The organism is Antrihabitans spumae (assembly GCF_043944905.1).
GTDB lineage: Bacteria > Actinomycetota > Actinomycetes > Mycobacteriales > Mycobacteriaceae > Antrihabitans > Antrihabitans spumae.
Window position 1 is genome coordinate 16,872 of the sequence record NZ_JBIMSN010000079.1, and the last position, 20,505, is coordinate 37,376.

A 20,505-nucleotide genomic window follows, 5' to 3' on the forward strand; every position below is an offset into this window, starting at 1 on the left:
CGATTCCAACCGCTGCGGCGCGCGTGGGCAGCGAAATATGCTCTGGCACATGACTACAGCATCGACGACGCAGCTCGGCGCAATCATCGACGCAACGGCGAATGCGGTTGCAGAGAATCCTGCGAACGCGCAGGTCGTCTTCCGCGGTTCGGGCAGATCGCAGGGCGCGGTCGGCAGCTCGATCACACTGGGCAACTACACGATCGCCGTCGACGAACCACCCGCCCTCGGTGGCGAGAACACCGCACCGAATCCCGTCGAGTTCTACTTGGCGGCCCTCATCTCGTGCCAGGTCGTCGCGTACCGATTCTGGGCGGACAAGCTCGGAATCGCGTTCGACGATCTCGCTATCGAGGCAGAGGGCGACCTCGATGTGCAGGGCTTCTTCGGACTGAACGACGATGTCCGTGCGGGTTTCGGCGAGGTTCGACTCGCGGTGCGAATCACCGGCCCCGAATCCGCCGACCGCTACGCCGAACTCCAGACTGCCGCCGACGCGCACTGCCCGGTACTCGACATTTCGCGATACCCGACGCCGGTCCACACGACGCTCGTCACGAACTGATCGGATTCCGCAGATTGTCGAGGGCGAGCCGCCACTCGTCGGGGTAGGGCAGGTGGAACGCCGCGCTGTCCGGTCCCGCCGCGGTCGTGTAGCGAACCATAAGCAACGGACGCCCGGTCGACTTCCCGAGATGGCGCGGGACCAGCGTGCACTCGGTGATGGTGGACAGCGGAATATCCAGCGTCACAAGCGAATCCGAATGGTGAAACCAGAGGCGGTTCGGCGATAGCACGAGCGCGCCAAGGCCGTTCACGGCCGCCGCTGTGTCCGATTCGACGCACATCAAGTCGACGAGCAACTGTTGCCGGACCACCTTCTCCTTGTCGAAGTCCTTCGACATTCGGTACGCGAGAGTCTTGCGGTTGGGTCGGATCACAAATCTGTGCAGCGCGTAGCCGGAGAAGATCAGGGCGGCGAGCAGGGCGAGCAGCACCAGAATTGCGAGGACAGTCATGGCGGCAGGATAGCGAGCGCGGGGGACCGAGGCACCGGTACCATGCGGCAACCAACAAACCGCGTCGCATCGGAGGAACCCCGCGTGGAGTTCATGCAAGTAACCGACGCGTCCTATGTCCTCGCGGAATCGAGCGACCACCCGATGCACGTCGGGTTGCTGATGCTGTTCGAACCGCCGAAGGGTGCGGGTTCGGAGTTCGTCGAGGCGCTCTACGAGCAGATCGTTGCCGACCACGACTTGGCGCCGGAGTTCCGCAAGAAGCCGATGACGGCCATGGGCGGAGTTGTCGGTCCGCTCGCCTGGAGTACCGACCTCGACGTCGACATTCGCAAACACGTCCGGCTTATGCGGATCGGTGACCCCGCAGGCATCGACGAACTTCTCGCAGCGGTCTCGGAGTGGCACGGCACGCTGTTGACCCGCGAGCGGCCACTGTGGGGCGCCTACCTCGTCGATGTGCTTGCAGACGGCCGCTTCGCACTGTTCCTCGAAGTGCACCGCTCACTTATGGACGGGGTGAGCGCCGTGCAGTTGGTCCAACTGGTCCAGCGGACGTTGTCGAAGGATCCCACCGACACGACGGTCCGGGCGCCCTGGCATCAGATCGCTGCTCGCAAACCCGCGCCTGCAGCCCCGCAAGCCCCGCAGCCCACACCGGACACCAGCCTCGGATCGCTGTTGCGGATGGGTAGTAAACGCCTGACCGGACTCGCCGAGATGGTCCCTGACTCGGCGCGGGTTGCAGGTCGCGCACTTGCCGACCGCAACCTTGCCGTGCCGTACCGGGCGCCGAAGACGATGTTCAACGTTCCGGTCGGCGCGCGACGGGAGTTCGTCACGCGCTCGTTCACGTCGAGCCGCCTCGACGTCGTCCGCAGGTTTTCGCGTTCCGACCTGGACGAGCTTGTGCTCGCAATGACCGCAGGTGCCGTCAGAAACTATCTGCTCGACCGCAATGCGTTGCCGCAGACGTCGCTGGTCGCCATGGTTCCGGTCGTCAAACGGACGCGTGACGCCAACGCGGATGCGAAGGTCGAGACCGTCTTCTGCCAGCTGGGTACGACGACGAAACATCCGGGCGATCGCTTAACTGCGATCAAGTCGTCGCTCGCGACGGGCAGGAAGATGGCGAGTTCGGTCGGCAAGGCAAGTTCGTTGGTGTCGTCGGTCGCTGCGATGACGCCGAAGATGCTTGCCGGAGTACGCACCTCCGCGCCGCCGCCGTTCAATCTCGTGGTGTCGCATGTGACGGGACCGATGGAACGCTTGTACTGGAACGGTGCGCGCCTCGCTGCCCTGCATCCGGCATCGGTACTCGACGACGGACTTGCCGTCGCAATCAATGCGACGACTTTGGCAGGCACACTCGATTTCGGCATCGTCGGATGTCCGGACGCCGTACCCGACCTCGGTCAGCTTGCGGCGTATCTGGAGTCGGCGCTGTTCGAACTGGAGTCGTTCTACTCCTGAAGTGGCGAGCATTGATCTGGCGAGAACGGTTCTACCGCAACCTGATCCGCTGAGGAGTGCCCGCGCAGTCGGTCCAGCTCGCGGCGATCACGTTTGGTCGGCCGCCCGGCGCCGCGGTCGCGTTGCGGGATCGACGCGAGAACCTCACGGGGCGGTGGTGGCGGACTTCGGTCGATGATGCATTCCGCTGCGATCGGAGCGCCGACCCTCTTGGTCACGATGCGCACCACTTCGACGATCCGCTCGGTGCCCGCGACACGCACCCGCACCTCGTCGCCGATTCGTACGGGGTGCGCCGCTTTGACCGAGACACCGTTGACGCGGACGTGGCCGGCGCGGGCGGCGGTCGCCGCGCTCGACCGCGTTTTGAAAAGCCGCACCGCCCACGTCCAACTGTCCACCCGTGCCGTCGTCACGAAACCAGGTTAGGCGACCTCGTCCTGCACGACCTCGGGTGGCGTCTTGGCCGACGGCAACAGTGCGTATGCAGCACACACGATCGCGAACAACACGTAACCGAGCGCGACAGTCGGGTTGGCGGCCCACGCGACGGATTCACCGTGGATCAGTCCGATGAACGAGAGGACGGCACCGACCGCGGCAGCGATCGCCGCGTACACGAGCTTCTTGTCGAGGATGAAGGTGACGATGGTGCCGAGAACCAGTCCAGTGAGCACCGCACCTTCGCCGAGTGTCTTCAAGCCGTCGTAGACGACTCCGGCGTTGCCGAGCGCTTCGCTGCCGACCTTGTCAGCCGTCGTGCCCGCTGCGGCAAGTGCATTGTCGACCAATCCGCTCGCCCATTGCGCGAGGTTCGGTAGGAGTGCCGCGACCACTGCGACAGCATGCAGTTTCGGTACGGCTTGGAAGGCCTGGGCGCCGATCAGCAGACCGATGTAGAGCAGAATCGGGACGATCGCTGGGATGGGCAGAATCGTCGCGAGTACGCCGAAAAGCCCTAGGAAGCAGAACAATCCGATGACAGAGCCGCTGGCGAGCGAGTAGCCGATCCGACCGCCCGCGTCCTTCCAGCCGGGGTGCCCGATGTAGACGGCAGGCGGAAACGGCGAACCGAACGCAGCACCGACGACCGCGCCGGCTCCGTCGGCGAGCAGGACACTGCGCAGGTTGTAGTCGTCACCTGCTGCTGCGGCACTCTCCACGTTGCTCATCGCTTCGGTGAAGTTGTAGATTCCCAACGGGATTGCGGTTCCTAGCAGTGGCGCAAGGTCACCGAGGCCGGAGAAGAGCATGTCGAGGCGCAGGTCGGGGAGCCCGATCGCGATGTCACGCACTGCCGCGGACACATCGGGAGCGGACATGTAGCCGCCGATCCACCCGATCGCCGTGCCGATCAGCAATGCGGCCAAGCCGACCGGAATATTGCCTGGCAGCTTCACATTCGTGAAGAAGCCGATCAGGATGATCGCGAGTACAGCGAGACCGATCCAGGCGACTTCCCACATCTGCGCTGCCGGTCGCATCGAGATGAAGGTGATCGAGATTCCTGCGAGCGTGCCGAGCATTGCGGCGCGCGGGGTGAGCTTGCGAATGTAGGGACCGACGAATGCGCCGATCATCACGATGACGCCGATCATAAACGCCCATGCCAGCCCGGCCTGCCACGCCGCGGTGGGGTCGTTCGTCGCCAGATACACCGGCAGCATGACGACGAAGACGACGATGAACATGTGCGGAACGCTTGGTCCGTACGGTAATGCCGTTACGTCGGTGCGGTTTTCGCGCTTGGCAAGTCTGCGGGCAAGCAGCGTGTAGTAGAGGTTGCCGAGTATCAATGCGATACCGAGCGCGGGTAGGACCGTGCCGAACACGTCGTCGCCGGGAAGTTTCACAACTCCGGTCATCAGCACCGTCAGCGTCAGGACGTTGACGAGGATGTTGAAGCCGAGGCCGAAGAAGGCGTTGGTGTCGCCGCGCGTCCACCACGGCAGCGCCTTGACGGATGCCGGCGGTAGGGTCGGCGGCGTTGTGTCGGAGGGAGATTCGGACGAGGTGTCTACATCTGTACTCATGGCGGAATCCCTTCAGCTGGCTTGGCGGGTAGACGATGCGGAAAACTCTTCGAGCGCGGCAAGTGCCGGTATCACAGCGGACGTGTCGGCGACCCACCCGAAGATGCCGCCCTGCGCGCTGATCATCTCCAGACCGATCTTCTGAAAGTCCGGGAAATACGAACCGACGCAATCGGATACGACAAGGCACTCGTAACCTCTGTCGTTCGCCTCACGCACCGTTGTGTGCACACATACCTCGGTGGTGACTCCGGTGACCAGAAGTTGGGTGATGCCCTCGGCGACAAGCACATCCTGCAGAGACGTCGCGTAGAACGCGCCCTTGCCCGGCTTGTCTATGACGACCTCACCGTCGATCGGAGCGAGTTCGTCGACGATGTCGTGGCCGTACTCGCCGCGAATCAGGATGCGCCCGAATGCACCGGGGTCGCCGATCCGCTGTGACGGGTTCCCGCGCGCGAGTTTCGCAGGAGGGCAGTCGGAAAGGTCGGGTTCGTGGCCCTCGCGGGTGTGCACAACCAGGATGCCTGCCGCCCGTGCCGCGGCGAGGAGGTCGGTCAGCGGACCGACTACCTGTTGCAGCAACGCGACGTCGTTGCCGAGGCTTTCGCCGAAACCGCCGGGCAGCAGGAAGTCTCGCTGCATGTCGATGACGATCAGTGCGGTCGCACCCGGGGTGAGGGGGAACGGTGACGGGCGCGCGGACGAGACGGTAGGGGTATTCACAGTTGCTCCTCTAGCATGTAGGTGGATTGCGAAAGTGGCTCGTGGGCAGGCTCATCGGAGTGACTGCGCGGCTCGTCGAGCAGTTGTGCGGCAACCTGCAGCACCGTGTCGTCGGACAGGGCGGGGCCGAGCACCATCACGCTCAAGGGCCTGCCGTCGGCCGTGAGTCCCATCGGCACAGCCACACCGACGAGATCGAGCAGGTTTCCGAAATGCGTGTAGTACCCGAGTACGGTGTTGCATTCGATCGGCCGGGCAAGGACTTCGTCGACGGTGAAGGTGGTTCCGATCGTGGGCAGGATCAGAACGTCCATGTCGCGCCACCCGCGCCCGACCTCGGCTCGTAGTTCCTGCAGTCGTTGCTGGGCTCGGAATGCGTCTACAGCCGTGTACTTTTCGCCGCTGCGCAGGATGTCGCGAACGACGGGACGGATCGAATCCGGTTGTGCGGCAAGGAAGTCGGCGAACTCGACGAGGCGTTCGGCGACCCATGACCCCTGGTAGAGGAGCGCGCCCGCATCGAGAAAGGGTCCGAGGCCGACTGCGACCGTCGTCGCCGCGCTGCGCAGAATCTTCTTGCGAATCGCGAAATGGGCTGCCGCCATGGACTCGTCGCCGAAGAATTCGAGATCGGTCGCGTCGGGGAGGCCGATCCGAATCGGTTTGCCGCCGTAGAAGGGTCCGCGTGGTCGACTCCACGAATCGTTGTCGTCGAGTCCGGCAAGTACGTCGAAGGTGCGGTCGACGTCTTCGATGCAGCCCGCCATCACGGTGATGCAGTCCAGCGACTTGCAGGCCGGAACCAAGCCGACGGTGCTGATCACGCCGCGCGACGGTTTGAAGCCGACCACGCCGTTGAGCGCGGCAGGTACTCGACCGGATCCGGCGGTGTCGGTTGCGACGCAGAACGGGACCTGACCGAGCGCGACGGCGAGTGCCGAGCCCGAACTCGAACCACCGGAAATCATGTTGTCGCCGAACACACTTCGCGGAATCGGGTACGGGGTCCGCGTGCCGTTGAGCCCGGTCGCGAACTGATCGAGACTGGTCTTTCCGACGTACAGCGCGCCCGCTGCCAGCAGTCGCGCCACCGCAGGTGCCGTCTCTTCGGCCGTGTAGGCGAAGTCGGGGCAGGCGAGCGTGGTCGGCACACCTGCTACGTCGATGCTGTCTTTCACTCCGAAGGGCACACCGTAGAGCGGGAGGGCCCGCGCGCCGGGTCGTGCCTCGATTTCACGCGCCGCAGCGAGCAGTCGATCGCGGGGGACCACCGATATCCAGGTGCCGTCGTCGCCGCGCGCTTCGATCGCGTCGGCGACCCGCATTGCGGTCTTGACGGGCGAGCCCGAGCCGCTCGCGTGCGAGTCCACGATCTCCGCGACCGACGGACCGAGCGCAGGTCCAGTTCCGCTTGCAGAAAATGTCATGCTGTCGATTGTCGACAGAATGCGTGGCGTCCCTGGAACGCTTACGTGTCGATTGTGTTATCCGAGCTCGAGGTAGGACAACTCGCCGTGGTGTTCGACGGCAGCGACGGCACGGTCGACGTCGTTGGCTTCGAGTGCCTCGAGTATCGCGAGGTGTCTGCGGATGCCGTCCTGTGGATCGTGCTGTCGTGCTTCCTCGCGCAAATTGATGGCCATCGGAAGCTGCAGCTTCAGCAGCACAGGCTCGAGTGCGATCTCCAGCTGCCGATTGTCGGCCAGGCCGACGACCGCGGCGTGAAAACGTCGATGCGCGTCGTCCTTCGCCAGCTCGTCGCCGTGTTCGCCGTGGTGTTCCATCTCCGCGAGGGCAGTCCGGATGCGCGCGAGGGGATCGACCTCGGCGTCCTGCGGCAGTGGTAGCGCCTTTTCGATCGCGTACCGCTCCAACAGGTGCCTGAGGTCGTAGAGCTGCAGGATGTCGGTCGGCGACCAGGTTGCAACCCGTGATCCGCGCCGGGGGAGATGCTCGACCAGACCCTGCTGACCGAGCAGTCGCAAGGCTTCGCGCAGCGGTGCTCGGCTGATGCCCAACCTGCCACACAGCTGCTCTTCGATGATGCGCTCGCCGGGCTCGAGGGCGCCGCTGAGAATCTCGTCGCGGACCCGCATTGCTGCGAGTTCGACGAGACTCATCGGGAGCGACTCGCGTGATTCCGGTATGGCCATTGTCGACAGTCTACGAAAATTCTGTCGGTGCGCTCGGTATGGCCGGGCCGCGCCGACTCCCGCGAGTAGGCTCGGCCGATGCTCGGACGCATCGACGAAGTGGTCTTCGATTGCACGGAGCCGTTGCTCCTTGCCACCTTCTGGTCGACCGTGCTCGGCGGTGATCCGGTGCGGCGCAGCGACTCCTGGGCCTACGTCGATCCGCCGGGGTGGACCAGGTTGGCTTTCCAGCGGGTGCCCGAAGCCAAAGCGGTGAAGAACAGGGTCCACCTGGACGTCCTTGTCGACGACATCGGCGTGGCTACCTCAGCTGCAATAACTATGGGCGCCGTCGCGGTCGGCGGGGTCGTGTCCGACACGGCGGGCAGCTTTCAGGTGCTGCTCGACCCCGAAGGTAACGAGTGGTGCGTCGTCCGTCCGCCGGACCCGGGTCTGCAGGCGAGCTAGGAGTAGGAATGCGGCCGCGGCGCCCGTGCACCACACGCCAGGGCCTGCGAGTCCCCATTTGGCAGCAAGCAGATTGGCGAGACCTGCGCAGATCACGACGGCGCCGACCACGATATTGCGGACGCCACCGACCTCGGCGACCGCGTCGTCCCACCGATCGATCGGCCGGTTCTCCAGCGGCTGCAGCAGCACGAACAGCGCAGCGGTCGTCGCAGCGAACGTCACGAGTTGGGCGAGGACCAGCGTGCCGAATCCCGGCTGCGTCGGCGTCGAACGGTCATGTCCGAGAACGTGACTGACCGCGCTCACTATCAAGAGCGCGGGCATGTGCCAGAGGTAGAGCGTCATGGCGCCCCGGTTGCCGATCGCAACGAACCACCACAATCGAGCGTGCCGCATGGCGCGTGCGCACCACGGTGCCGCGACGACGAACAGACACGACAGCACGATGGTGTGCCCGGCGAGCAGTAGCGACGGGGGCGTCATGTTCGACAGTTGCTGACCTGGAATCGTCACCAGGCTTACGTCGTAGGGTCCGGCGGTCACGAGCACGACGTCGAAACCGAGTGCAGCAGTGGCGATCCGCAGTGCCCAACGGCGGGCCAGTAGTCCGCGAACGTAGCCGACACCGAGCGCCGCCGGGATGAGCCACACGAGAATATTGACGTAGCCGATCATCATCGGGCCACCGTTGAGCCGAACCGCGTCGATCAGTGCTGCTCCGCCGACGAGGCCGCCGACAACGAAGCCGAGCTGACTTGCGCGGGTAATGCGAGCCAGTGCCGGAACGAACGCGAGAACTACGACGTAAATGCCGATGAACCAGAGCAATTGGATGCTCAACCCCGCGACCGCGTTGTGTACATACTGTGGGACAACAGGTTTCGCGGCGATCAACATGACGATCCACGCGGCAACGTAGAAGAAGACAGGTCGGTAGAGTCGCTGCGCGCGTCGCATGAGCCACGCGCCCCAGCCGGCACCGCGTCGCCACCCGAGTGCACCTGCGGCGGCGCCCGCGAAAAAGAACAGCGGAAGCACCTGCAGCAGCCACGTCGATGCTTGGAGCGCAAAGGATTCGCTCAACAGATTGCCGAAGATCAGGCTGTCCGGACCCACCGTCACACGCAGCATGATGCCGTGTCCGGCAATCACAACGACCAACGAAAACAAGCGAACGAAATCGAGCGACCGATCGCGTTGCGGCGGCGTGTTCGCCTCGACTTCCGCTGTACTCGGAAAGGGGGAGCGGATCGTCCTCGACTCGAAAATTGGCATGTCAACGACAGTGCCTTCACACACATCGGCGTTGGAGAGGAGAACTACTCATCGAGCGTGAGTATTCGAGTCACCTGTCGCGTACGCACATTTGCGCGGCGAACCGCAGGTATCGTAGGTCCGTTGCTCGCAAGGATGCGATGGCGAAGGGGACCTGCAGATGACCGAAACCGACCACGACTCGGCCGAGCCGACGACGGACCGCGGACTGACGTGGATCAGCTACGGCGACTTCGGCTCTCGATTCTTCGACGATGCCGTCACGATCGATCGAATCACGGCCGCGATCGAGGGGATGGCCGGCAAAGGAATCAAGATCGGGCCTCTGCAGCTGGGTCCCGCCGGGCTCGCAGGGTTCGTCGCCGAGGGAAATGTCGGAGATCCGACCATCACCCGACACGAGGGTAGTGAGGTCGCCTACGACCTGCTTGTCCCCGCATCGTTGGCCGTAGTCCTGCGACTCGGGCAGGAAATTCGAATACAGGTCGGCGTCGAGATCAAGCTGGTGCTGTCGGCGCGCGCGGCACGTCCGTTGCGCATCGTCATCGACATCCCGCGCATCACACACCGCGACGTGAAGCTCGTCGTCCGTGCCGAGGCGCTCGGCGCAGCATGGCAGTGGCTGCTGGAACCGATGGGCGAGGTGATTCGCCGTGAGGTCGCTACCAGGCTGAATGCGATGCTGTCGGAGAAGGATTCACTCCGCGGCCGGATCTTCGATATCGCTGCCCGAATCAACGACGATCCCAAGGAGAACCTGGATCTGAACTTCACGTGGATGACCTACGAGGAGTTCGGCACCGCGTTCTACCAGACCGCGATCACGCAGAAACGTATCGAAGACGGCGTCGCCGATCTCTCGGGTCGTGAGCTGACGATCGGTCCGCGGAAGGCTGGTCCGAAGAACATGGCCGAGGTCAACGCCACCGGCAACATCGGTACGCCGAAGGTCGCCAAACGTCCGGGCGACATCGTTGTCTTCGACGTACTCATTCCGGTGACCCTCGACCTGACGATCGCGATGGGCCGCCAGAACCACTACACGGCAGAGATCGGCATACCGCTCGTGTTGACTGCTCGCGCGGCCGACTATCTGGTGATCGTCGTCGACGTTCCGGCGCCCGAGGTGGATGACATCAAGATCGACCTCAAGGCCAAGGGTCTCGGTGCCTCGATGCTCGGCGTGGTCGGCAACGTCAATCGGGAGATCGCCGAACAGGTCGCTGCCGTCGTCGCCGAGGAGGTCGCCGACCAAAGCGGTCGCACGGTCGACGTTGCGGAGCGGATTGCCAGCGCCTGACCGGTTCGTCTGGTCCGGCTAATCCGGCCTACTCGCTGTCGTCGGTAGGGCGTTTCTGGCGCTTGGCTTCGAGGCGCTGCTGTTCGGCGCGTTCACGGCAGCGGCGGAGGAATTCCGCGTCGTCCTCGGGGTTCTGCGCGACTGCCCGACCCGGTCGTTCGTACTCGACGTAGCTGCCTGCAGTCGGTCTGTCGTAGCGCCTGTCCGGGCCGACGGGTCGCCCGGCGACCAACCAGACGATCGAGCCGATGGTCGGAATCAGCAGCACGATCAGCAACCAGGCGAGCTTGGGCAGGTTGCGGACTTCGGTTTCGGGACAGGTGATCACGTCGACGATGCAGTAGATCCACAGCACCATCGTGATCAAGCCGAGTATTGCGTACGGCATCGTGTTACCCCCCCGGTGTGCGCGGCGTGCAGCCGCGCTACGTGTGTTGTGTGTCCCGCCTGGCGACGAGATTACGCGAGAGCGCGACGATCACGAAGTCTTGTGACTGCTGAAACTCATGAGGTCAAAGTTTCTCGAGTGTCTAGCGGCGTCAGAGTTAGTGTGGTGAAATATGTAAACGATCGAAGCTACCGGCGCGCATCAATGAACTGGGGAAGGCGCGCCGGTAGTCATCGAAAGAAAATTCCGTTAGCGAGGACGCAAGTGCAGGTATCCCGTAGAGAGCTGTTCCGCTATGCCGCCGCAGGGTCCTGCGCGCTCGGCGCTGCCGCCATGGGCGTCAATGCCGCTGTAGCGCAGGCTGATTCGGACCTCGGCACCCTCATCGACTATTCCGGCGGAGTGCCGTCGGCCGATGCAATCCTCGAGGCCGGGCACGTTGGCGCGATCAGGTACGTGTCGGATCGCCGCAAGGGCGCCGAATGGATGCTGGGCAAACCCCTTCGTGCCGACGAGGCAGAGGCGCTGACCGACGCCGGGCTCGAGATCGTGTCCTGCTACCAGTTCGGCAAAGGTAAGACAGCCGATTGGCGTGGCGGACTCGAAGCAGGCAAGCGGCACGCCGACCGTGGACTCGAATTGCACCTTGCCGCAGGTGGTCCCGCGAACCGGCCGATCTACGCGTCGATCGACGACAATCCGACGCCGATCGAATTCGCGACGATGATCGCGCCCTACCTGCTCGGCTGGCAAGCGGTGGTCGGCAAGGAGAACACCGGCGTCTACGCCAACTCTCCGACGATCGACCTCGCAACCGCCGCGGGCCTCGGATCCTGGTTCTGGCAACACGATTGGGGAACCCCGGAAGGGTACGTCCATCCGGATGCGCAACTGCATCAGTTCGAAATCGACAAGCGGCGGATCGACGGTATCGGGATCGACCTCAACTCGATTCTTGCCCCCGACTACGGACAGTGGTCTCTCTCATGATCGATCTTCTCTACACCGCACTCGGCTGGCTGTACCAAGCGATTTCGAGCGGCTCGGCAGGCGGTTCGTCCTAGCTGTTGCTTGATAGCTGGTTTGCCATACGCAGCCCATGCTCGCACTGCGCAACCTGTTCTAGCACTGCGCAACCGGTGTGACCTGTTGGTAGGCGTGCGTAGTGTGAATGCGTGCTGCGAAGTTGGCCGACGACGCTTATTCGCCCAACGCAAAAGCCCGGGGACTTTCGTCCCCGGGCTTTCGTATGTGTGTGGAGATGTTATGCGACGGAGAACATTCCGACTGTCGGAAGGAATGTGCAGGTACGCGGTGCGGCGTCGGCTGCCTGCGTGGTGAGCGATCCGGAAACGACCGCGAGTACGCGACCAGGGCCGGTGTCGGCGATGGCGGACAGTGTTGCCGGTCCGTCCGGGTTGATCTTGGACGCGTTGGTCAGCGGCTGCGTCAGCGTCTTGCGGTTGTCGATGTTCAGCCACGTGACAGTGAGCTTGTCGCCCTGGGTGTCGGCGACGGTCTTGGTGCCGAGCGCGGTGAAGACGAAGCCTGCCTGGCCCGCTGCGGGTCCTGGAGGCGGCAGCTTGGCGGGACCGGCAACGGCGAGTGCTGTGCCGACCGAGTCTGCTGTGTCGGAGATGCAGCCCCTACCGATCGTCGGGTAGAGGAACTGGGAGATGACGGGACCGTCCGACGGTGGAATCTCAGGGCCACCGCCACCGCTGCCGTCGAGGAACTTGATGATGCGGTCGAGCGTCGACTTGAGCTGCTCGGGCAGTGCCGGAGACTGCTGCAGAAGCTTCAGCTGCTCGACGAGTGCTGCCTGCGGGCCTTCGGCGATGTCCATGGGGCCTGCAGCTGCGCCGAGGATCGCGGGGGCGAGCGAGGCGAGCGCATCGATCGGGACGTCCTGCGGGATCGCAGGCACTGCCGGGATCGGCTCGGCCGACACAACTCCCGGCGCGGCCATTGCGGCTGCAGCCGCAATCGCGAGTGCCGTAATGGCTCTGCGAGTTCCTCGGGTTCGACGCACTGTGTCCCCATCCTTGTTCGGTAATGCAAAAAAGCCGGCCGTGGCCCGTGCTTGCCGACTCGGGACGCCACTCTATGTGCGCGCCCGGATCTTGTACAGCCGCGGAGTCTATGCCCCTGTCGAAGACAGGTCACCACCCGTGACAGTAGCTGTTACAGGAGTGATCAAAGTGAATATTGATACAACTGTTATTCGGTAGATGCTAACAAACTGCAGACCCTACTTTGCGCCGATAGGCTCATCGCCGATGACTGCCGTCGAGGTCGAAGCTGCCCCGCACACTTCCGCTCCCAGCGCACCGCGAACGAGACTCCCGCTACGAACCGTCGCGATCATGTTGCTCACGGTGTCGGCGGCGACGCGACTGCTGTGGACCTCGCTGTCGGCCAACGGCCTCAACCTCGTCGATCTGCGTGTCTACGTCGACGGTTCGGCAGCGCTGGCCGACAACCAGCTCTACGAATTCAGCACCTCGTTCGGTAGTCCCGACTTTGCGTTGCCTTTCACCTACCCGCCGTTCGCCGCGCTGCTCTTCTATCCGCTGCATCACCTGCCGTTCACAGTCGTCGGCCTTGCGTGGCAGGTGGCGACCATCGGCGCGATGTACCTCGTGGTTCGGATCAGTTTCGAACTGATCGACTCCGCTTTGGACGACACCGCGAAAGGTGACAAACGGCCAGACCGCCGCAACGCCACCATGATCTGGTGCGCGGTCGCCCTGTGGACCGAACCCGTGCGAACGACTCTCGAATGCGGGCAGGTCAACGTCTTCATCGTCGCGGCGGTACTCGCTGCTGCGCGAAGCGCCCGCTGGTGGATCAGCGGCGCCCTCGTCGGTCTTGTTGCCGGCGTCAAACTCACGCCCGCGATCAGCGGCCTCTACTTTCCTGCTCAGGCGGCGTCCGGCGACCGTCGGGTGGTCGGCGGTCGCGTTCGCCGCGACGATCGGCCTGAGTTTCGCCCTCATCGGCAACCAGTCACGCGACTACTTCACGAATCTGATCGGCGACGCAACCAGGATCGGTCCAGTCGGGTCGGTCGCGAATCAGTCGCTGCGCGGGGCGTTGAGCCGGTTGGCCGGATACGACGTCGGGACTGGTCCGGCGTGGCTCGTCGGGGTGTCGGTCGCGGTTGTCCTTGCCGTGTTGGCCTGGCGCGCGCTCGCTGCCTCGGACGCGCTCGGTGCGTTGCTCGTCGTGCAGTTCCTCGGGTTGGTCGTCTCGCCGATCTCGTGGGCGCACCACTGGGTGTGGGTGACGCCGTTGCTCATCTGGCTGAGCTACGGACCGCTGCGGCATCGACGCGGCGCGCGAGCGCTGGTCTGGTACTGGTTTGCCGCCACAGCTCTGGGAGTTCCGTGGGCATCGACCCTGGTTCAGCCCTCGGTGTGGGACATCTCACGCCCTGGTGTTCTGGCCTGGCTCGGTGCGGTGAACGTGATCGGCGTGGCAGCGTTGTTCGTCTGGCTCGGCGCGACCCGATGGTCCGGTGTGCTCAGCCTTCGGCGATTCGGTCGATCGCCCGAGCCAGCGCTACATCCAGTTCCGTTAGCCCGCCCTCGGAATGCGTCGACAGTGTGAACGTGACCTTGCGCCAGCGAATATCGATATCGGGATGATGGTTCGCCGATTCGGCTTCGACGGCTACTACGCGAACGAACTCGATCGCGTCGGGAAAGGTCGGTCGTTCGAAAGTTTTGGTCAGAGTCGCATCGACCTTCGACCAGCCGTTCAGGTCGGTCAGCGCGGCGGCGATTTCGGGATCGGTCAGCTTGGTTGCCATACCTCATGATGGTGCCATGAACGTCCGCGTGGTGGTGGCCGCAGCGATCGTCGTCGATGGTCGATTGTTGCTTGCGCAACGGCGTCGGCCTGCCGAGCTCGAAGGGCTGTGGGAATTGCCTGGCGGCAAGGTCGAAGCAGGTGAGACGCCTACGGACGCATTGCGTCGCGAGCTGCGTGAAGAGCTCGACATCGAGACCGAGGCCGGCGAGCGAATCGGCGTCGAGGTGCCGTTGGCAGATGGCCTTGTCCTGCGGGCGTATCTGACCGAGCTCGTGTCGGGCACCCCCCGCGCGCTGGATCACGCCGCCATCGGCTGGTTCTCGGCAGCGGAATTGCCTGCGGTGGATCTGGTGCCGAACGACCGAATGTGGCTGCCCGAGCTGGAGCGGGCGCTGCGCGCCTCGTGAGTCTTTTCGGTGGGCGGGCGCGCCGAAAAGACGCACGAGCCGCGAAGCGGCCTATGCCGCGCGAGCCTTCTTGAGTGCTTTACGCAGATCTTTGCCCGTCATGCCTGCGCTCTCGGCCTTCTTCATTCGCATGATGACGACCGGGCATTTGAGGCAGCGGTTCTTGCTGCGGCAACACTTCTTCTTCGGTTTGAGGCCCGAGACCCTGTCGGCTTTGACCTTGCCCATGTCCGGTTTTTGCTCCTCTTGTGCTGCCCACTTGCCTAGCTGAGCCTACCCTCAATCGGACGGCTGGAAGTTCGGGGCGGTGTTGCGCGGTAGTCTGTTCGTGGCCGTGTAGCCCGAACCGAGCGCAAAAGCGCGTCGTTCGATCTTTCATGTTCCACGGCAGCCCAGAATCCGTGCGATCGACCTTGCGCGGGAGAATCAGCTCAGGAGACCAAGCGTGTCGCGCACTACATTTCGCAACGTCGCCATCGTCGCACACGTCGACCACGGCAAGACCACCCTTGTCGACGCCATGCTTCGCCAATCCGGCGCCTTCGCCGAGCGAGCAGAGCTCGTCGACCGCGTCATGGACTCCGGTGATCTCGAGCGCGAAAAGGGCATCACCATCCTCGCGAAGAACACCGCCGTGCATAAGCACCACGAAGACGGCAGCGTCACGGTCATCAACGTCATCGACACACCTGGCCACGCCGACTTCGGTGGCGAGGTCGAACGTGGGCTGTCCATGGTCGACGGCGTCGTGCTGCTCGTCGACGCATCGGAGGGCCCGCTTCCGCAGACCCGCTTCGTGCTGCGCAAGGCGCTTGCTTCGTCGCTGCCGGTGATCCTGGTTGTCAACAAGACGGACCGTCCCGACGCGCGTATCGCCGAAGTTGTCTCGGAAAGCCACGACCTGCTGCTCGACCTCGCGTCGGACCTCGACGACGAAGCCGCGGAAGCAGCGGAGCTCGCGCTCGATCTCCCCGTTCTCTACGCATCGGGCCGTGAAGGCAAGGCGTCGAAGGAGCAGCCCGAAAACGGCCACGCTCCCGACGCGGAGAATCTCGATGCCCTCTTCGACGTTCTGCTGAGCTACGTCCCCGCGCCGAAGGGTGATGTCGAAGCACCGCTGCAGGCGCACGTCACCAACCTCGATGCCTCGGCATTCCTCGGTCGGCTCGCGCTCGTTCGTATCCACAACGGCAAGCTCAAGAAGGGCCAGACCGTTGCGTGGATGCACGGCGACGGCATCAAGCAGGTCAAGATCACCGAGTTGCTCGCGACCGAGGGTGTCGAACGCCATCCGGCCGAAGAGGGCGTCGCAGGCGACATCGTCGCGATCGCCGGAATTCCCGAGATCATGATCGGCGACACGCTCGCCGACCCCGAGAACCCTGTCGCCCTCAAGCGGATCACGGTCGACGAGCCCGCGATCTCGGTCACCATCGGCATCAACACCTCGCCGCTGGCGGGCCGCAACGGTGGCAAGAAACTGACCGCTCGCCTGGTCAAGGCACGCCTCGATTCCGAGCTCGTCGGCAACGTGTCGCTCAAGGTCATCCCGACCGAACGCCCCGACACCTGGGAGGTCCAGGGTCGTGGTGAGCTGGCGCTCGCCATCCTCGTCGAGCAGATGCGTCGCGAAGGCTTCGAGCTGACCGTCGGCAAGCCGCAGGTGGTCACGCGGACCGTCGACGGCAAGATCCACGAGCCGTTCGAAGAGCTGACCGTCGACGTCCCCGAAGAGCACCTCGGTGGCATCACCCAGCTGCTCGCCGCCCGCAAGGGCAAGATGGTGCAGATGACCAACCACGGATCCGGTTGGGTCCGAATGGAATTCATCGTTCCGTCGCGTGGTCTCATCGGCTTCCGCACCGACTTCCTCACTGACACTCGCGGTACCGGCATCATGAACGCCGTTTTCCACGGCTACGCGCCGTGGGCGGGCGAAATCCGGGCACGGCACACCGGCTCGCTCGTCTCGGACCGCGCGGGCAATGTGACCCCGTACGCCATGACTCAGCTTGCCGATCGTGGCACGTTCTTCGTCGAGCCCGGTTCTGCGACGTACGAGGGCATGGTCGTCGGCATCAACCCGCGCCAGGAAGATCTCGACATCAACGTCACGCGTGAGAAGAAGCTCACGAACATGCGGCAGTCCTCGGCCGACGTGATGGAAACCCTCGCGACTCCGATCAAGCTCGATCTCGAAGGCGCGATGGAATTCTGCTCGCAGGACGAGTGTGTCGAGGTCGGACCCGACGTCGTTCGCGTGCGTAAGGTGATGCTCAACGCGACCGAGCGCGCGCGCGATCTGTCGCGTCGTAAGGCTCGCGACAAGGCTGCTCTGTAGTCGATGCGGCTCGTGTCGAAGGAGGGCGTGTCGAAGGAGGGTATGTGCAGACTCGGGTAGCGCGACGCATCGCGACGGCAGTTGCCGTCTGTGCGCTGAGCGTCACCGGGTGCACTGCCGATCCTCCTCCACCGATCGAGAGCACCGACAGCCCCAACCCGCCGACCGCGATTGCGACCCGTAATACGGTCGTCGTCGCGATCGACGACGTCGGAGTCGGTTTCAACCCGCACCTGCTCGCCGACCAGTCGCCGACCAATTCCGCTGTGGCGGCGCTAGTTCTGCCGAGCCCCTTCCGTCCGGTTGTCGGCGAAGGCGGTCCGGGCACGACGCAGTGGAACCTCGATCCGACCGTGATGGTGTCGGCGGACGTGACATCGCAGGATCCGTTCACGATCACCTACCAGATTCGCAACGAAGCGCAGTGGTCCGACGGAGCGCCGATCGCCGCCGAGGATTTCCTCTACCTCTGGCAGCAGATGATCAAGGAGCCTGGAACGGTCGACCCTGCCGGGTACGGACGGATTCGCGATGTCGGGTCCTCCGGCGGCGGCAAGACGGTCACGGTGACGATGGACAGCCCCTACCCGGCGTGGCGCGAACTGTTCACGAACCTGCTTCCCGCGCACCTGGTCAAGGATTCGCCCGGCGGCTTCGCACGCGGACTAGCCGAGAGTATTCCGGTGTCCGGCGGCCACTTTCACATCAAATCGATCGACCGCGGTCGTGACGAAGTTGTCCTCGAACGCAACGATCGATTCTGGGACGCGCCTGCCAAGCCCGACCAGATCCTGATGCGACGCGCGGGAGCGCCTGCGCAGCTTGCGGATTCGATACGCTCCGACGACGCGCAGATCGCCGTAATTCACGGCGGAAACGCGGTGGCTGCGCAACTGTCGGCCATCCCCGAAGTTCGTACGGAAACCATCTTTCAGCCGCGGGTACTGCAGTTGGCGCTCAACGCTCGCGCGGGCGAGCTGACCGACGTACGGGTCCGCGCAGGCGTACTCGGGATGCTCGATCCCGCGCTGCTGGCGACGGTCGGCGCCGGTAGCAGAGCGACGGTCGAACCTGCTCGCGCGCAGATACTTTCGCCGTCGGATGCGGGCTATACGCCGACCGCACCGCCGCAGTTGGACCGCGACCAGGCGTTCGCGTTGCTTGCGTCGGCCGGCTATATCCGGCAGGACGCGGCGCCGGCCTCGACGAGCCCTGTTCCCGGCGAGATCCCGCCAGGTGTCGGCCGGATCACCAAGGACGGCGACGCGCTGACGTTGCGCATCGGCACACCCGAGGAAGACGATGTGGCGGCTGCCGTCGCAAGCACGGCCGTCGACCAACTGCGTGCCGCAGGAATCGATGCCTCGACGGTGCGACTACCTGCGTCGGACCTCTACGGCGACGCACTCGTCGATCGCGAGATCGACGCGATCGTCGGCTGGGTTCGCTCCGGTTCCGATCGAGCGACCGCACTGGCATCGCGTTTCGGATGCTCGTCGACGACCACACCGGGGGCGCCGTCCACTCCCGGCCCCGACACGACTCCGACACCGCCTGCGCCGCAGGAAGCTCCCAACAGCCGGGCGCCGAGCAACCTGTCCGGTGCATGTGACCCAGCGCTGCAGCCGGTGATCGATTCGACGCTTCGCGGGCCGGCCGACATCGTTGCCGTTGCGGCACAACTGGAGCCGAAGCTCTGGGAGTTGTCGACAGTACTGCCGATCCTGCAGGACACGACCGTCGTCGCGGCGGGTTCCGGCGTCGAAGGAGTCTCACTGACAGGCGCTATCCAGGTCGGCATCTTTGCCGATGCAGACAGTTGGTCCAGGCGGGACGGGTGACTCCGGCGCCCGTACCAGCTCGACGGCTGTTGCTCGTGCACGCGCACCCCGACGACGAGACCATCACAACCGGTGGCACGATCGCCCACTACACGAGCCTTGGCGTCGAGGTGTCAGTCCTGACGTGCACGCTCGGTGAAGAGGGCGAAGTGATCGGCGAGCAGTGGTCGGAGTTGGTTGCCGATCGCGCGAATCAGCTCGGCGGCTACCGGATTCTCGAATTGACTGCCGCTCTTCGCGAACTCGGTGCGAGGAGACCTCGGTTCCTTTCCGCGGCGGGCCGATGGCGAGATTCGGGTATGGCAGGCACCCCGTCGGCAGCCCATCCGCGCGCCTTCGTCAACGCGGACGAAGGGGAGGCCGTCGCTGCCCTCGTCGGCGTCATTCGGGAACTGCGTCCTGACGTGGTCGTCGGCTACGACCCTGTCGGTGGTTACGGCCACCCGGATCATATTCAGGCACATCGGATTACGACGGCGGCCGTCGAGGCCGCGGGTACCGATCTGTTCCCTGAAGCCGGCGCTGCATGGGATCCGGCGAAGTTCTACTGGACCGTCGTCGACGCCGGCGAACTCCTGTCGGCGATCGCTGCGATCGAGGTCGTTCCGCCGGAGTGGTCGGCACCGCGTATCGACGAACTGTGCACCGTCCCATCGGAATCGGTGACAACCGTGATCGACGTGCAGACGGCGCTCGAGGCGAAGCGGTCGGCGTTGCGTGCGCATGCGACCCAGGTGACCGTCGCTGCCAGCGGCACCGAATACGCGTTGTCCAACAACCTGATCGCGCCGATCCTCACCAACGAGCACTTCATCCTCGTCCGCGGGCAGATCGGCCCGCTCGGTTCGGACGGCCGTGAACACGACCTGTTCGCAGGGCTACCGGAAGCGGGGTCAGTATGAAGCCGGACCTGGTCGGGACCATCGCGCTCGGTGTACTCGTATTCGATGGGTTCTTGGCGGCGATACTGCAGATGCTCTACCTGCCGACCTATCTCGGAGCGACGCCGTTCCCGATCAGTGCGGTTGTCGCGGCGCTCGTCAACGTCGCACTTGTCATGCTCGCGCGAAACGTCAGCGACAGACTGGGTTTCGTCGCCGCGCCGCTGCTCGCGTGGGTGATCGGATTTCTGCTCGGCATGATGGGCGGTCCGGGTAACGACGTCGTTCTGACCTGGCAGTGGCCGACCCTGCTGCTGTTCGCGCTCGGCGTCCTGCCGGCTGCGGGGTTGCTGTACAGGTATGCGCAGCAACCGTTTCCGGCCTCTGCCTCGTTGTAGCAGG

22 protein-coding genes and 2 pseudogenes are annotated in these 20,505 nt (G+C 64.4%); 12 read left to right on the forward strand and 12 right to left on the reverse strand.

The annotated features are described in order from the left end of the window. The first annotated feature begins 49 nt into the window (after positions 1-49). Positions 50-565 carry an OsmC family protein gene (locus ACHIRB_RS18025; RefSeq protein WP_395116531.1) on the forward strand — a complete coding sequence of 172 codons (516 nt, stop codon included), beginning with the start codon at positions 50-52 and terminating at the stop codon, positions 563-565. Here ACHIRB_RS18025 and ACHIRB_RS18030 read toward each other — a convergent pair. Further along, complete coding sequence (locus ACHIRB_RS18030) at positions 555-1,019, reverse strand: hypothetical protein (protein WP_395116533.1); 465 nt, start codon at positions 1,017-1,019, stop codon at positions 555-557. The genes ACHIRB_RS18025 and ACHIRB_RS18030 overlap by 11 nt on opposite strands. 93 nt (positions 1,020-1,112) lie before the next feature. Here ACHIRB_RS18030 and ACHIRB_RS18035 point away from each other — a divergent pair, with 93 nt between their 5' ends. Next, the gene (locus tag ACHIRB_RS18035) at positions 1,113-2,492 is read left to right on the forward strand and encodes a wax ester/triacylglycerol synthase family O-acyltransferase (RefSeq protein WP_395125140.1); all 1,380 of its coding nucleotides are present in this window, start codon (positions 1,113-1,115) and stop codon (positions 2,490-2,492) included. Here ACHIRB_RS18035 and ACHIRB_RS18040 read toward each other — a convergent pair. The 5 genes from ACHIRB_RS18040 to ACHIRB_RS18060 are packed head-to-tail and all read right to left on the reverse strand — an operon-like array spanning position 2,483 to position 7,404. Beyond that, positions 2,483-2,908, reverse strand: a complete 426-nt coding sequence (locus ACHIRB_RS18040) for an RNA-binding S4 domain-containing protein (protein WP_395116535.1) — start codon at positions 2,906-2,908, stop codon at positions 2,483-2,485. The genes ACHIRB_RS18035 and ACHIRB_RS18040 overlap by 10 nt on opposite strands. Positions 2,909-2,917: 9 nt before the next feature. Further along, positions 2,918-4,525, reverse strand: coding sequence for a SulP family inorganic anion transporter (locus ACHIRB_RS18045; RefSeq protein ID WP_395125129.1), 1,608 nt, complete (start codon positions 4,523-4,525; stop codon positions 2,918-2,920). Positions 4,526-4,537: 12 nt separating this feature from the next. Then, the gene (locus ACHIRB_RS18050; RefSeq protein WP_395116539.1) at positions 4,538-5,251 is read right to left on the reverse strand and encodes a cysteine hydrolase family protein; all 714 of its coding nucleotides are present in this window, start codon (positions 5,249-5,251) and stop codon (positions 4,538-4,540) included. Next, the gene (locus ACHIRB_RS18055; protein ID WP_395125128.1) at positions 5,248-6,678 is read right to left on the reverse strand and encodes an allophanate hydrolase; all 1,431 of its coding nucleotides are present in this window, start codon (positions 6,676-6,678) and stop codon (positions 5,248-5,250) included. The genes ACHIRB_RS18050 and ACHIRB_RS18055 overlap by 4 nt, the downstream gene beginning before the upstream one ends. A gap of 57 nt (positions 6,679-6,735) precedes the next feature. Further along, positions 6,736-7,404, reverse strand: a complete 669-nt coding sequence (locus ACHIRB_RS18060; RefSeq protein ID WP_395125127.1) for a GntR family transcriptional regulator — start codon at positions 7,402-7,404, stop codon at positions 6,736-6,738. Between the two features lie 78 nt (positions 7,405-7,482). Here ACHIRB_RS18060 and ACHIRB_RS18065 point away from each other — a divergent pair. Beyond that, positions 7,483-7,758 (forward strand): annotated as a pseudogene (locus ACHIRB_RS18065) (VOC family protein); the annotation flags it as partial. On the opposite strand, the gene ACHIRB_RS18070 reads toward ACHIRB_RS18065, so the two are convergent. Next, a complete protein-coding gene (locus ACHIRB_RS18070; RefSeq protein ID WP_395125126.1) occupies positions 7,711-9,129 on the reverse strand; it encodes an acyltransferase family protein in 1,419 nt (472 codons plus the stop codon). The pseudogene ACHIRB_RS18065 and the gene ACHIRB_RS18070 sit on opposite strands and share 48 nt — an antisense overlap. 160 nt (positions 9,130-9,289) lie before the next feature. Between ACHIRB_RS18070 and ACHIRB_RS18075 the strand changes: the two genes are divergently transcribed. Further along, positions 9,290-10,429 carry a hypothetical protein gene (locus ACHIRB_RS18075; protein WP_395125125.1) on the forward strand — a complete coding sequence of 380 codons (1,140 nt, stop codon included), beginning with the start codon at positions 9,290-9,292 and terminating at the stop codon, positions 10,427-10,429. A 28-nt stretch (positions 10,430-10,457) separates the two neighbouring features. Here ACHIRB_RS18075 and ACHIRB_RS18080 read toward each other — a convergent pair whose 3' ends face one another. Further along, the gene (locus ACHIRB_RS18080) at positions 10,458-10,817 is read right to left on the reverse strand and encodes a PLD nuclease N-terminal domain-containing protein (protein WP_395116549.1); all 360 of its coding nucleotides are present in this window, start codon (positions 10,815-10,817) and stop codon (positions 10,458-10,460) included. A gap of 264 nt (positions 10,818-11,081) precedes the next feature. On the opposite strand from ACHIRB_RS18080, the gene ACHIRB_RS18085 reads away from it, so the two are divergent. Then, entirely contained in the window at positions 11,082-11,807 is a 726-nt protein-coding gene (locus ACHIRB_RS18085) for a DUF1906 domain-containing protein (protein ID WP_395116551.1), read from the forward strand. A gap of 274 nt (positions 11,808-12,081) precedes the next feature. Here ACHIRB_RS18085 and ACHIRB_RS18090 read toward each other — a convergent pair whose 3' ends face one another. Beyond that, positions 12,082-12,849 (reverse strand): Rv1157c family protein, encoded by a 768-nt coding sequence (locus ACHIRB_RS18090; protein ID WP_395125124.1) that lies wholly within the window; start codon positions 12,847-12,849, stop codon positions 12,082-12,084. Positions 12,850-13,068: 219 nt separating this feature from the next. Next, positions 13,069-13,239 carry a hypothetical protein gene (locus tag ACHIRB_RS18095; protein WP_395125123.1) on the reverse strand — a complete coding sequence of 57 codons (171 nt, stop codon included), beginning with the start codon at positions 13,237-13,239 and terminating at the stop codon, positions 13,069-13,071. Between ACHIRB_RS18095 and ACHIRB_RS18100 the strand changes: the two are divergent. Both ACHIRB_RS18100 and ACHIRB_RS18105 read left to right on the forward strand, forming a co-directional pair. Further along, positions 13,184-13,672, forward strand: a pseudogene (locus tag ACHIRB_RS18100) (glycosyltransferase 87 family protein); the annotation flags it as partial. The gene ACHIRB_RS18095 and the pseudogene ACHIRB_RS18100 overlap by 56 nt on opposite strands. Before the next feature lie 16 nt (positions 13,673-13,688). After that, the gene (locus ACHIRB_RS18105; protein ID WP_395125122.1) at positions 13,689-14,429 is read left to right on the forward strand and encodes a glycosyltransferase 87 family protein; all 741 of its coding nucleotides are present in this window, start codon (positions 13,689-13,691) and stop codon (positions 14,427-14,429) included. On the opposite strand, the gene ACHIRB_RS18110 is transcribed toward ACHIRB_RS18105, so the two are convergent. Continuing rightward, positions 14,344-14,631 carry a 4a-hydroxytetrahydrobiopterin dehydratase gene (locus tag ACHIRB_RS18110; protein WP_395116556.1) on the reverse strand — a complete coding sequence of 96 codons (288 nt, stop codon included), beginning with the start codon at positions 14,629-14,631 and terminating at the stop codon, positions 14,344-14,346. The two genes, ACHIRB_RS18105 and ACHIRB_RS18110, sit on opposite strands and share 86 nt — an antisense overlap. Before the next feature lie 16 nt (positions 14,632-14,647). Here ACHIRB_RS18110 and ACHIRB_RS18115 point away from each other — a divergent pair, with 16 nt between their 5' ends. After that, entirely contained in the window at positions 14,648-15,040 is a 393-nt protein-coding gene (locus tag ACHIRB_RS18115; protein WP_395116558.1) for a (deoxy)nucleoside triphosphate pyrophosphohydrolase, read from the forward strand. 51 nt (positions 15,041-15,091) lie between these two features. Here the strand turns inward: ACHIRB_RS18115 and ACHIRB_RS18120 are convergent, their stop codons facing one another. Beyond that, a complete protein-coding gene (locus tag ACHIRB_RS18120) occupies positions 15,092-15,268 on the reverse strand; it encodes a hypothetical protein (RefSeq protein ID WP_199705779.1) in 177 nt (58 codons plus the stop codon). 217 nt (positions 15,269-15,485) lie between these two features. Between ACHIRB_RS18120 and typA the strand changes: the two genes are divergently transcribed. From typA to ACHIRB_RS18140, 4 genes are read left to right on the forward strand one after another with little or no spacing between them, the layout of a single operon-like run. Next, positions 15,486-17,381 carry a translational GTPase TypA gene (gene typA / locus ACHIRB_RS18125; protein ID WP_395116560.1) on the forward strand — a complete coding sequence of 632 codons (1,896 nt, stop codon included), beginning with the start codon at positions 15,486-15,488 and terminating at the stop codon, positions 17,379-17,381. 44 nt (positions 17,382-17,425) lie between these two features. Beyond that, positions 17,426-19,222: an ABC transporter family substrate-binding protein gene (locus ACHIRB_RS18130; RefSeq protein ID WP_395125121.1), complete on the forward strand. Its 1,797-nt coding sequence runs from the start codon at positions 17,426-17,428 to the stop codon at positions 19,220-19,222. After that, on the forward strand, positions 19,219-20,124 hold the full coding sequence (mshB, locus tag ACHIRB_RS18135; RefSeq protein WP_395116564.1) for an N-acetyl-1-D-myo-inositol-2-amino-2-deoxy-alpha-D-glucopyranoside deacetylase: 906 nt from the start codon (positions 19,219-19,221) through the stop codon (positions 20,122-20,124). The genes ACHIRB_RS18130 and mshB overlap by 4 nt, the downstream gene beginning before the upstream one ends. Next, the gene (locus ACHIRB_RS18140) at positions 20,121-20,501 is read left to right on the forward strand and encodes a hypothetical protein (RefSeq protein WP_395125120.1); all 381 of its coding nucleotides are present in this window, start codon (positions 20,121-20,123) and stop codon (positions 20,499-20,501) included. Before mshB ends, ACHIRB_RS18140 begins: the two co-directional genes overlap by 4 nt. Positions 20,502-20,505: the final 4 nt, after the last annotated feature.